This window comes from Synechococcus sp. H55.10 (assembly GCF_047502715.1).
GTDB lineage: Bacteria > Cyanobacteriota > Cyanobacteriia > Thermostichales > Thermostichaceae > Thermostichus.
The window spans coordinates 1-12093 of the sequence record NZ_JANSJJ010000045.1 but is presented as its reverse complement, the minus strand read 5'-3'; the positions used below and the strand labels follow the sequence as shown (position 1 = coordinate 12093).

Sequence of the window (12093 nt, the reverse complement as noted above, 5' to 3'; positions counted from 1 at the left end):
GAAGCAATACATCCAGAATCAGTCAGAGGGTGCTATCCATCCCCACCCGGGTGGGGAATTCCGCACCTTACGTTAAAGTTTAAGGTTGAGGGTCTTCTCGGAGGTTGCGATGAGCCATCCAGCCAGCCCAGCGCTTGCACCGGCAGAAACCTCTGCCCCCATTCATGTGGTGGGCGGGGGGTTGTCGGGGACAGAGGCCGCCTGGCAAATCGCCCAGTTGGGGTTGCCTGTCCTCCTTTCGGAGATGCGCCCCGTGCGCCAGAGCCCGGCCCACCACACCGATCAGTTGGGGGAGCTGGTGTGCAGCAACTCCTTTGGGGCTGCGGCCAGCGATCGGGCGGCAGGGCTGCTCAAGGAAGAGCTGCGACAACTGGGATCCCTGGTGATGGCGACGGCGGATCGCCATGCCGTGCCGGCAGGAGGGGCATTGGCGGTGGATCGGGCCCGCTTCAGCCAGGCTCTCACGGCAGCCATTCAAAACCATCCCCGCATCACTCTGCGCCGGGAGGAGGTGACGGAGATCCCGGAGGGCATTGCCGTCCTCTGTACCGGCCCTCTGACCAGCGATCCCCTGGCTAAGGCGCTGCAAGCCTTTACGGGCCTGGAATACCTGAGCTTTTTCGATGCTTCTAGCCCCATTGTCGCCGGGGATTCCTTGAACCGGGCGGTGGTGTTTCAGGCTTCCCGCTACGACAAAGGGGAGGCAGCCTATCTCAACTGCCCTATGACGGAGGCGGAGTACGAACGGTTTTGGCAGGCGCTGGTGACGGCGGAGCAGGCGCCCCTCAAGGATTTTGAGCGGGAGGAGCGCAAGTTTTTCGAGGGCTGCCTGCCGATTGAAGAAATGGCGCGCCGGGGCAAAGAGACTCTCTGTTTTGGCCCTTTGAAGCCGGTGGGCTTGGTGGATCCGCGCACGGGATCCCGTCCTCACGCGGTGGTGCAGTTGCGACAAGAGGACAAAGCAGGGCAATTGTGGAACCTGGTGGGTTTTCAAACCAACTTGAAATGGGGAGAACAGCAGCGGGTTTTTCGGCTCATCCCCGGCCTGGAACAAGCGGAGTTCGTCCGCTTTGGGGTGATGCACCGCAATACGTTTTTGAATTCGCCCCAGCTTTTGTGGCCAACCTTGCAATTTCGTCGCCGACCGACGCTGTTTGCCGCCGGCCAGTTGGTGGGCACCGAAGGCTATGCCTGTGCTGTGGCGGGAGGGTGGCTGGCCGGACAGAACGCTGCCCGCCTGGCCTTGGGGCTGCCCTTGATCACGCTGCCCCCTGAGACGATGATGGGATCCCTGTTTCAATTCATCAGCAGCGCCGATCCCAGGCATTTTCAGCCGATGCCGGCCAATTTTGGCCTGCTGCCAGAGCTGGAGGGGCGGAAGCTCCGCAACAAGCAGGAGCGCTATGGCCGCTACCGGGATCGGGCTTTGGCTGCTCTGACGGCAACCGGGCTGGTGCGCCAAGCGCAAAGTGCTTGAGGGAGCTGCGGGCAGTTCCAACGGTTGCATGAAGTCAAAGCCGAGATTGAGGGTTAAGTTGAAATTGCACAGATAAGCCCTGCAGAGGCCGATTGCGTTGGCGGGACGGAGTCCTTTGTGGAAAACACGCTGTGAATATTCTGGTTATCAATGCCGGTTCCAGCAGCCTCAAATCCTCTCTGTTCCTGACGGTTGAGGGCAAGGTGGAGGCCGCCCCCATCTGGCAAGCCCAGGTGGATTTCACCTACAAGCCGGGGGAGGCCCTCATCCAAACTCGCCGGCGAGGCGGTGGGTGGGAGCCTTTTCCCTCCGCTTCACCCGAAGGGGGGATCGGCCAATTGGCCCCGCTGTTTCAAAGCCTCTGGCAAGGGGAGGGATCCCTGCTGGCAGAGGCAGGTGAGATCGACGGCGTTGGCCATCGGGTGGTGCATGGGGGATCCCTGTACCGGCAGCCCACTTTGATTACGCCGGAGGTGGAACGGACGATCGAGCAATTGATCCCCTTGGCGCCGGCCCACAACCCTGCCGCGCTGGCCGGCATTCGTCTGCTGGGTCAACTGCTGCCGGGGATCCCACAGGTGGCCGTCTTCGACACGGCCTTTCACCAACAAATGCCTCCGGCAGCGGCTCTCTACCCCCTCCCCTATGCCTGGGCTGAACAAGGGATCCGCCGCTACGGGTTTCATGGCATTAACCACGAGCATTGCGCCCGCCGCGCTGCCGAGATCTTGGGCCGACCTCTGGCAGAGTTGCGGCTGATCACCTGTCACCTGGGCAACGGCTGTTCGTTGGCCGCCATTCGCGGAGGCAGAAGCGTGGATACCACCATGGGCTATACCCCTCTGGAGGGTTTGATGATGGGATCCCGGTCGGGGTCGGTGGATCCGGGCATTCTCATCCATCAGTTGCGCCAGGGCATGAGCGTGGATGAACTGGATCGGATCTTGAACCGAGAATCAGGGCTGAAGGGCGTTTCCGGCCTGAGCAGCGATATGCGGGTCATCTTGGAGGCAATGGAAGCCGGCCATGCCCGCGCCGAGCTGGCTTTTGATCTGTTTGTTCACCGGCTGCGCAGCCAAATTGGGGCCATGCTCATGAGCCTGGATCGCTTGGACGCGCTGGTGTTCTCTGGAGGAATTGGGGAAAACTCAGCGCCGGTGCGGGCGGCAGCCTGTGCAGATCTGAATTTTTTGGGGATCCAAATCGACCCGGTTTTAAATGCCGGATCGCCTCGCAACTGCGATATCAGCACTTCCGATGCTCCGGTGCGGGTTCTGGTGATCTCAGCCCAAGAGGACTGGGCCATGGCCACAGCCTGCCAGAGACTCTTGCAAGGAGAATAGGCAAAGGATTCTAAGGTCTCTTTCGGCCCGATTTTCTCCTTTTCGATGACCGGCTCGGTCGAGATAACCCCTGGGCTAGGAGTCGAACCTTTTCCGGCCAATTCCACTGCCCCCATCTTTACAGCTCCCCTCTCCCCCTGGGAGAGGGGCCGGGGGTGAGGGTCATCCCCCTGGGAGAGGGGCCGGGGGTGAGGGATGCCCTAAACTCAAAACCAAACTCATTTGAGGTCATGGGAAACGATGCAGCCTGCGCAACACACACACAGACGGATCCCCTTGCTGGTGCTCCTGAGCGCCGTTTTGGCAGGATGCGGGGGGACAACCGACAGCAGCAATCCCCTACCCTTGCCGCCGCCGATACCGGCCCCCTCCCTCACCATCACCGATCTCTCCCCGCGCACCGTCTCGGTGGGGCAAACTCCAACTTTTGTGGTGTCCTTCCGGGTGGAAGCTCCGGCTGGGATCCGGGGTTCCAACGCCTTTTTGGCTTCCGTCACCACTCCCCTAGGCAATTTCGTTACTTTAGGGGCTTTCGACGCTGCTCAATTGCCCGGCTGCTTCGTGGGGGCCACCACCTGCACCGTGACAGGGCTGACCCTAACCCAAAATCGCTTTACCCTCACTCAAACGGGATCCCATCAGCTCACCATCAGTGTGTTCGATCGGCAGGAGCGGCTGGGCAGCGGCAGTTTCACATTTAGTGGAGTGCTTTGAAAAAGGTACGGTGTGGAGTCGATAAGATCAGACCTCTGTGCTTGCAGACTTGGGCCTACTGCCAAACGCAGTCAACCAACAGCTTGTAGATCCCAATCTCCCCTGATGGGAGAAGGGCTGGACACGCTCACCTGCGGCAGCGCGGAGCGTCTGGACGCTGTCTTCAGCAGGAATGTGATTCGGAGAGCTCAACTCCGGTGATCTCAATCAGCACGAACCTCTGTTCAGGGGGATAGGTTTCAGTTGACTCAAAGAATAACAATTTTGACAAAAAAGACATCTTCTGTTTTTCCGGAGCTGACCTTTCGATAAGCTGAAGTCGATCACGAGGAACGGAGGCCTTGGGTTATGGAGCATGAAATTGTGTATCAACTAACTTTGGAATGGGCCGAAGCCGACCGGCGCCGATCTCAAACGGTTTCGCCCGTCCTCGCCAAGCTGGTCACCATCGGGCGGGATCCCAGCTGCGATGTGGTGCTCAACGACCCAACTCGCTCGGTTTCAGGAATGCATGCCGGGCTTTATCTCGATCCCAAAACTCTAAAGTTTTACATTCGCAACTTGACGCGGGATCGTTTGCCGCCTAAGCAACCCAACCCCATTTGGGTGAATGGCCGAAAAATCATTCAGGAAGAGCTTGCGCTTGAGGCCAATAGCCAAATCCAATTGGGGCGTATTGTGCTGGGCGTGAAGTCTATAGAGGCTGCCAGGAAAGATCAAGGGGTGTCCCTGAGTCGTGGCACTTTGGACACCCTCAAGGTTAAGTGCAGCCGCCTGGAAAACCCTCACTACCTGCCCCCGGAATATCAGGGCCAAAATTGCCCCTATTGCGGACATTTGGTTTTGAGTGCTTCGCTGGTGATCCCTCCTCCAGAGGCTGAAAAGGCTTCGCAATCTCCTGCCTAGAGAACCAAACCGTTCCATTTTTCTCCTGGATCCCAGCAGTTGCAAAAGGGATCCCAAGCCAACTCCAAGGTGACTCGTGAGGTTACGTTGTTCTGTGTTGTTCTCGATGGCCTCGTCACGATTTACAGAGGTGAACAAAAGCTATGCAAATTCAACTGAGCTGGGAAGATCCCATCACCGAAGAACAGCAGGAGCCAATTTTTCCATTGCCTCTCGCCTTGGGCAGAGAGCTGGCCCAATTGCCACAGGAATGGCAGGGGCAAGAAGTGGCCAGAGCGGTATTTGCCAGCCAGGAGATCTCCCGTTACCACGCCCTTATCTATCTCGGTGAGGGTGGCCAGGTCATCTACGAGGATCGCAGTGCCAACGGCAGCCGCATCAATGGGGAAAAAATCCGACAAGCACGCCGGGTGCTGCAGGGCGGGGAAGTGGTGGAGCTCGGCCCCTACAGCATCACCGTCAGTTTGCTGAGGGATCCCAACGCCACCCTGTTGATCGGCACCCCTACCCTTTTGCTGGAGCCCCGCACCGACCTCATTCGACCGGCCACCCAACCTGACACCGCATTTGAGGTTCCCCCGGCTTCCACGGTGGTTTTCGCCCCGGAGCAACTCCCCGAGGTGCGGGCCAGCTCAGACTTTCCGCCACCGGACTTGTTTCGAGCCGAGCAAATTGCCCTGAGCGCTCTCAAAGCCACCGGCCTACCCGTGGAGGAGACCCTCTATTTGGCGTTGGGCGGCGGTATGGGCAGCTTTGTCTGGGTGGATACCCTGCGCATCTATGGGGTCAGATCCGAACACATCCGCGTCATCAGCATTGCCCGCAAACCCTACGAACGGTATGAACGGCTGTTGACCAACTGCCAGATCCCCCGTTGGAAGCGAATTCGCTCCGGCTCCGATTCTTGCCCGGACAACATTTGGGGCTGGCCCGGCTATGCCTTGCGAGATGCTTGGCGCTCTTTTTTCTCCGGCCGATTGTTGGAAGCATTTGGCTTTTTGTGGCAGGTGTTTAGTGAACCTTTGCTGGCAGATACTTACACGCCGCGGGCGGGGGATGTATTTGCCTCGATGGATCGGGAAGCAGCTCGCATTGGCTGGGATCAAATGCTTTGTTACGGCCATATTCGCGCCATTCGCAAAACGGAGGATGGGCGATATGTGGTGGCCTATTCGGCAACGCGCCCCGGCCACCCAGATCACCGCTTTATGGTGGCCAAGTACCTGCATTTGGCGACTGGGTATCCAGCTATCAAATTGCTCAACGACCTGCAAGAGTTTCGGGAACAAACAGGAGATTTGAAATCTGTAGTACATGGATACGAGCCCCATGATCACGTTTATGAGCAATTGGAAAAACAGGGCGGCACGGTCTTGATCCGCGGATTTGGGATCGTCGCTTCCCAGGTGATGGAGCGCCTCTACCAAGCCCGCAAAGTCAACCCCCGCATCTCGGTGGTGCATCTGAGCCGTGCGCCCAAAGGCGGCAATCGCTTCGGACGGGCCAAACGGGCGGTGGAAAACCATTGGGAGTTTCAGCCTTTCAACTGGCCCAAAGGCACTTGGGGCGGGGTTCTGCGCGCCAAATTGGAAGCAGCAACTCCCCTGGAACGGCGCGAACTGCTGGAAGCCTGGGGCGGCACCACAACGGCAAGCCGGCGCAAGTGGCGGCGGATCGTGCGGCAAGGGCTACAGGAGGGCTGGTACTCGATTGTCTTTGGCAAGGTGGAATCGGTGGTTCTCGGCGACAAGGGCAAGCCGGTGACCTACATTCGAGGTACCCACAACAACACCCAATTGAAGGTGGAAGCCGATTTCGTTATCGATTGCACGGGCTTGGTTTCGGATCCCATGACCCATCCTCTCCTCAACGACCTGATTACCCGCTACAATCTGCCCCTCAATCCCCACGGACGCCTACATGTTTCCAACGATTTTGAGCTGGTGGAGATGCGCAACCGGGATGGGCGGATGTATGCTGCCGGGATCATCACCTTGGGTGGGCCCTATGCGCCGGTGGATACGTTTTTGGGCTTGCAGTACTGCGCCCATCGCTCGGTGGAGCACCTGGCTCGGCTGCGGGCGCCAGGCGTTAAAGGTCTGGAAGGGATCCGATCCCTGTGGCAGTGGTGCAAGTGGGCCTTGAACCTCAGCCCTTAGCCTTTGAACTGAAGCCAAACGAACTAGCGATTTTGGCCAACAAAACTGGAGGAAACAATGACACCAACTCTCATTGGCCGTTGGCAAACCCGCATTTTTTTGTTAGCTACGGTAGGTGTTTTAGCGACTTTACCCTTTTATTTTGGTCTCACCGGACATGGTGGCAGCCTCATCTATTTTTGGGTGCTGTTCTACGTAGGTCTGTTTGGCTGTGTTTGGGATGTCGTGTACAACTATTTGATGGGGTGGATGTGGGATCACGATTGGCCTGGGATCCTGCAGCTTTTGGCCGGCATTTGGGAAGGGCTTTTCTTGGGCACAGTCCTGAGGCTGGTGGGCCTTCCCCACATCCCAAGCCAACGGTTTGACCTGGGGGATTTTATTCTCCACTACAGCGTGGTCTGGGTTTGCCTTTACCTCAGCGCTTGGGTGGTGATGCGGATTTTGTTTCCCCGCTGGCGCTTTCGCGGTGGAGAGTGGCTGGGGCCATGGCCTCGCTCCGGCAACTAGAGCTGGAGGGATCCATTGCCGTTAGAATCGGGCTGGAAGAGCTCCCCGGATAAGCCTGGGTTTTGAACAGGTCTGTACAGGCTGAGGGGAGTTGAGAGTTGTTGCTAACCCAGAGTTTTGCCCCATGCAAGCCTGTACCCTGATGGCTCGCGCCAAGATCAACCTCTACCTGGAAATCCTCGGATCCCGTCCGGATGGGTATTCGGAGGTGGCGATGGTGCTGCAGAGCATTCGGTTGGCAGATCGTGTCCAGTTGCAGTGCTGCCCCCACGGGATCCACCTCACCTGCGATCGCCCAGAAGTGCCGGCAGATGCCCGCAACCTGGCCTACCAAGCGGCTGAGCTGCTGCAAAAAGAGTGTCAGGCCACTATGGGAGTGGAGATTCGCCTCGAAAAGCAGATTCCGGTGGCAGCAGGCTTGGCAGGCGGCTCGGCTGATGCGGCGGCAGTTTTGGTGGGGTTGAACCAACTGTGGGGCTTGGGCCTGACGGTGGGAGAGTTGCAGAGCTTGGCAGCCCGCCTGGGATCCGACATTCCCTTCTGTGTACAAGGGGGAACGCAACTGGCCACCGGACGCGGGGAAGTTTTGGAGCCGCTGGCCGATTGGGAAGGGATCCCGGTGCTCTTGGCCAAACCCAAGCACCTGGGGGTTTCTACCGCCTGGGCTTATCAGGCCTTTCGTTCTCGTCAGGAGAGCTTGGGGCCTGCACTGCCCACCTTGCCGCAGGTGTTGGCGGCTCTCAGCCGTCAGGATCTGCCGGCGTTGGCCAGGAGTTTGCGCAATGACCTGGAACAGGTGGTTTTGCCGGAGTATGCGATTGTGGGCGAATTGCGCCAATCGCTGCTGGCGGCAGGGGCACTGGGAGCTCTGATGTCGGGGTCGGGGCCAACGGTCTTCGGGATCATGCCCAGCCTAGAGCTGGCCGCCCAAGCCCGCGACAGCCTGCGTCGCCAGTTTCAGGATGTGGAGTTTTGGGTTACGCAGTTTGCCCCCACCGGAATTGTGCTGGAGCCGGATCCCTGCAGCCTCAGCCCCAGCTAGGGTGGATGGAGACGAAGGCCCAAAACGGAGCTCTGCAGGTACAATCCTCCTCGGCGGCGCCGTCGAGAGGGATCCCTAGATGAAGCCTTTGGCAATGGCAAGAAGCTGGCTGCTGGGCCTGGGCCTTGTCTTGTGGGGGTGGGAGCCGCTGGCCTGGGCCGGCTGCGGCTTCCCTCGCGGGGCAGGGAAAACGTTTCTCTCGCTCCAGCCCGAGGTGTACCAACCCCGCACCCGCTTTGACCAGGGGGGACGCCTACAGCAGGCCCTTTCCGAGTATGGCGAGACCCGCCTCAACCTGTTTGGCGAAACCGGCCTCAGCGATCGCCTCACCCTCAACCTCAACACCAGCTACGTTTTCCTGGAAAATCGCTTTGCCAGCGGGGCTGACACCGTTACCCAGCGCAACCAGGGCCTGCGGGATCTGGAGCTGGGCCTGCGCCACACCTGGGGAGAGGGGGATCCCTTTTTCTCGGCCCAGTTGACGGCCCTGATCCCGCCGGGATATGCCACCCAGAACACCCCCCTGCCCTTGGGCTATGGGGTTTTCGGCTACGACCTCAGCGCCGGCCTGGCCGCCTCAGGCAAGCTGGGATCCCTGCCCGCCTTTTTCGACTCCTGTCTGACCTTTCGGGACTACCTGGGCTACCCCGGCGACCGTCTCAAGGCCAACTTGACCTTTGGGACGGATCTCAGCCCTGAGGTGCAGGCCATTGTGGCTTTGGATGGCGACTTCACCCTTGGCAACGGCGCCCCGCTCCTCTTTGGGGATGTGGCGGTGCAGGATCCCGACTACAACAACCTCAAGCTTTCCGGCCAGCTCAACTGGCGCCTAGAGGGGGGGCTGACCCTGGGGCTAGGGGGGTTTCAGTTTTTGACAGGCCGCAACACCAATGCCGGCGGTGGCTTCACCGGCTATGTGTGGCTAAGTTACTAAAACTCAACAAAATGTTGCGGGATATCCACCTCGGCAACAGGGATCGGCAGAGGCAGATCTAGGATGAGACTTGGCAAACCTTGGCCTGGAGAACGGATCCCATGCCTCGCTTTGAAAACATCGTTGCCGCCATCGACGGCAGCGGCCCCACCGAGCAAATGGTGCACACGCTGCTGTCTCTGCCGGCCTTTGCCCAGTGCCATGTAACCCTGCTGCATGCGGTGCCTTCCCAGACCTCTGCTGAGGACATGCGCGCTGCCTGGCAAAAGGGACAGGAGCTGTTGGCCCAGACGCTGCAGACTTTTCCCCCGCGGCCTGGGTTGAAGATCAGCACTCAACTGGTGGAAGGGGATCCCAAGGTGGTGGTGTTGCAGGTGGCCGAGTCCCTGCCCAATCCCCTGATCGTGATGGGATCCCGCGGGCGCAACCGCATCATGGCCATTTTGCAGAACTCGGTCAGCCAATACGTCTTCCAGCTCGCCTCCTGCCCCATGCTGCTGGTCAAAGACGACGCCTACGTCAAGTACCCCAGCCATGTCATGGTGGCCCTCAACAACTCTCCTGCCGCCCAGGCTGCCTTTGCCACGGCCCTGGATCTGGTTGCCGGCATCTCAGGGGCCCAGATTTTTCTGGCCTCGGTACAACTGGATGCCGATGCCCAAGGCCGGGACGAGGTTATAGACAAAGCCATTGCCACCCTCAAAAGCCGCCAAATCGGCCACCAGGTGTTTACGGCGGTCGGGGATCCCGGCACCGAGATCGTCCGCTTGGCGGAAGAGAGCAAGGCCGACCTGCTGGTGATGGGATCCCCAGATCGCCGGCCCAGCATTGCCCGCAGCATCCCCGACTTGGATCGGCTGCTGGGGCGCTCCATCTCCGACTATGTGCGGGTCCACATCGGCTGCCCCGTGCTGATGGTGCGCTCGGCCCAAGAGAAAGATTGACCGACTGCTAGATCTTTGTTCAGCTTTCGACGAGAAAAATATGGGCTGGCATCGTCCAGGGATCCAGCTTGATGTAGTTCGTGGATCCCTGCCAGGAATACTGCTGGCCATCCAAAAGGTCGATCACCTTGAAAGTTTGCCAGTGTTCCAAACCCAAAGCCCCCAGGTTGAGGGTGACCCAGCCGGATTGAATGTGAAACGGATCCAAGTTGACCGCCACCAAGATGCGGTTGCTGCCATCAAAGGTGCGCTTGGAATAGCAGATCAGAGCCTCGTTGTCGGTGGGGTGAAACACAAGGCTCCAGTCGCTTTGCAAAGCCGGGTTTTGCCGTCGGATCCGGTTCACCTGCGCGATCAGAGGCCGCAAGTTATCCGGTGCGTCCAGATCCCAGTGACGGATTTGGTATTTTTCCGAGTCCAGATACTCTTCGCTGCCGGGGCGGAGGGGACGGTTTTCGCAGAGTTCAAAAGCGGGGCCGTAGATGCCGTAGCTGGCCCCCAGCGTGGCCGCCAGGATGAGGCGCAGCATAAAAGCCGGGCGTCCCCCCTTTTGCAAGAACTCGTTCAGAATGTCCGGCGTGTTGGGCCAGAGGTTGGGGCGATAGTACTCCCGCATCGGGGTTTGGGTGAGCTCGGTGAAGTACTCCGTCAGGCCCCACTTGTCGTTGCGCCAGGTGAAATAGGTGTAAGACTGGGTGAAGCCCAGCTTGGCCAAAGATTTCATCAGTTTGGGGCGGGTGAAGGCTTCAGACAAAAAGATTGTCTGCGGGTGCTTGGCCTTGATCTGGCCGATGCACCACTCCCAAAAGCCAAAAGCCTTGGTGTGGGGATTATCAACCCGAAAGATGGTGACTCCCTGGTCGATCCAGTATTCGATAACGCTTTTTAACTCCTCCCAGAGGGCCTGCCAGTTTTCCGTCTCAAAGTCGAGGGGGTAGATGTCTTGATATTTCTTGGGCGGGTTCTCCGCATATTGAATGGTGCCGTCGGGCCGCTTTCTAAACCATTCCGGGTGCTCTTTCACATAGGGGTGATCCGGCGAGCACTGGAAGGCGATGTCCAGGGCGATGTCGATGTTGAGTTTTTTGGCCTCCGCCACCAAGTGATGAAAATCCTCCAGGGATCCCAGTTGGGGATGGATGGCCTTGTGCCCGCCTTCTGGCCCGCCAATGGCCCAGGGAGAGCCCACATCCTCTGGCTCTGCCGTCATAGAGTTGTTTTTGCCCTTGCGGAAGGTGCGCCCGATGGGGTGGATGGGGGGCAGGTAGAGCACATCGAAGCCCATCTCGGCAAGCAGCGGCAGGCGGGCGATCACATCCTGGAAGGTGCCGTGGGTGTGCTCGTCAGGGCCGCAGGAGCGGGGAAACAGCTCGTACCAGGTGCTGAAGCGGGCCTTCTCCGGATCCACCCAAACCCGTCGCTCCGGGTAGGCGGTGACGAAGCGGCGCTCGCCGTAGAGCTGCATCAGGGATCCCAGGGTTGGGGAAAGGGCGATCTCGATAGCCGGATCCCCGCCTTGGCGGAGCATTTGGGCGTAGTTGCGCAGCTTTGCCGCCAGATCCCCGCTTTGAGCCTGGGCGGCCCGCTCCACTAGCTCCGCCCCGATCAACAGCTCCACCGCCACATCCTGCTCGGCAGCCACCCGCTTGTGCAGATCCTGCTGCCAGGTTTTGAAGGGATCCACCCAGGCCAAGATGCGGTAAAAGGCTTGGCCGATTTGTGTGACCTGAAATTGGGCCCGCCAGCGGTCGTTGCCGATGGGCTCCATGAAGAGCTCCTCCCAGTCTGTTGCCCCGGCCTGGCGAAAACTGAGCACCGCCGAGAGTTGGTCGTGGCCATCGGCGAAGATGTCCGCCTCCACCACCACGTACTCTCCCACCGTTCGCTTGATGGCGTAGCGCCCACCGTCGATTTCCGGCGTCACCGCCTCGATGATGGCCCGTTGTCGACCTTCCGCTGGCCACATAGGGTTAACCTCGCCCCTTTTCAATTTCTAGAGGTGCACCGCCGCATGAGACAATGCACTTAGAATCATGCCAAAGCTTAGCCTTTCCCCAGTACACT

At 59.4% G+C, this 12093-nt stretch carries 10 protein-coding genes; 9 read left to right on the top strand and 1 reads right to left on the bottom strand.

The window, feature by feature from the left end; genetic code table 11:
• Positions 1 to 109 precede the first annotated feature (109 nt).
• The 9 genes from trmFO to NW858_RS04255 all read left to right on the top strand — a co-directional run bounded on the left by trmFO (position 110) and on the right by NW858_RS04255 (position 10029).
• The gene (trmFO, locus tag NW858_RS04295) at positions 110 to 1477 is read left to right on the top strand and encodes an FADH(2)-oxidizing methylenetetrahydrofolate--tRNA-(uracil(54)-C(5))-methyltransferase TrmFO (RefSeq protein WP_414519946.1); all 1368 of its coding nucleotides are present in this window, start codon (positions 110 to 112) and stop codon (positions 1475 to 1477) included.
• 131 nt (positions 1478 to 1608) lie between these two features.
• Entirely contained in the window at positions 1609 to 2820 is a 1212-nt protein-coding gene (locus NW858_RS04290) for an acetate kinase (protein WP_414335372.1), read from the top strand.
• A gap of 240 nt (positions 2821 to 3060) precedes the next feature.
• A complete protein-coding gene (locus NW858_RS04285; protein ID WP_414335370.1) occupies positions 3061 to 3534 on the top strand; it encodes a hypothetical protein in 474 nt (157 codons plus the stop codon).
• A 348-nt stretch (positions 3535 to 3882) separates the two neighbouring features.
• Positions 3883 to 4440 carry an FHA domain-containing protein gene (locus NW858_RS04280; RefSeq protein ID WP_414519944.1) on the top strand — a complete coding sequence of 186 codons (558 nt, stop codon included), beginning with the start codon at positions 3883 to 3885 and terminating at the stop codon, positions 4438 to 4440.
• A gap of 143 nt (positions 4441 to 4583) precedes the next feature.
• Complete coding sequence (locus NW858_RS04275) at positions 4584 to 6599, top strand: FHA domain-containing protein (protein WP_414349268.1); 2016 nt, start codon at positions 4584 to 4586, stop codon at positions 6597 to 6599.
• A 57-nt stretch (positions 6600 to 6656) separates the two neighbouring features.
• On the top strand, positions 6657 to 7109 hold the full coding sequence (locus NW858_RS04270) for a hypothetical protein (protein WP_414510083.1): 453 nt from the start codon (positions 6657 to 6659) through the stop codon (positions 7107 to 7109).
• 124 nt (positions 7110 to 7233) lie between these two features.
• A complete protein-coding gene (gene ispE, locus NW858_RS04265) occupies positions 7234 to 8151 on the top strand; it encodes a 4-(cytidine 5'-diphospho)-2-C-methyl-D-erythritol kinase (protein WP_414519948.1) in 918 nt (305 codons plus the stop codon).
• A gap of 79 nt (positions 8152 to 8230) precedes the next feature.
• Positions 8231 to 9085, top strand: coding sequence for a hypothetical protein (locus NW858_RS04260; protein ID WP_414519942.1), 855 nt, complete (start codon positions 8231 to 8233; stop codon positions 9083 to 9085).
• Between the two features lie 101 nt (positions 9086 to 9186).
• Positions 9187 to 10029 carry a universal stress protein gene (locus tag NW858_RS04255; RefSeq protein WP_414519940.1) on the top strand — a complete coding sequence of 281 codons (843 nt, stop codon included), beginning with the start codon at positions 9187 to 9189 and terminating at the stop codon, positions 10027 to 10029.
• 19 nt (positions 10030 to 10048) lie between these two features.
• On the opposite strand, the gene NW858_RS04250 is transcribed toward NW858_RS04255, so the two are convergent.
• Positions 10049 to 11995, bottom strand: coding sequence for an alpha-1,4-glucan--maltose-1-phosphate maltosyltransferase (locus NW858_RS04250; RefSeq protein ID WP_414519938.1), 1947 nt, complete (start codon positions 11993 to 11995; stop codon positions 10049 to 10051).
• Positions 11996 to 12093 lie beyond the last annotated feature (98 nt).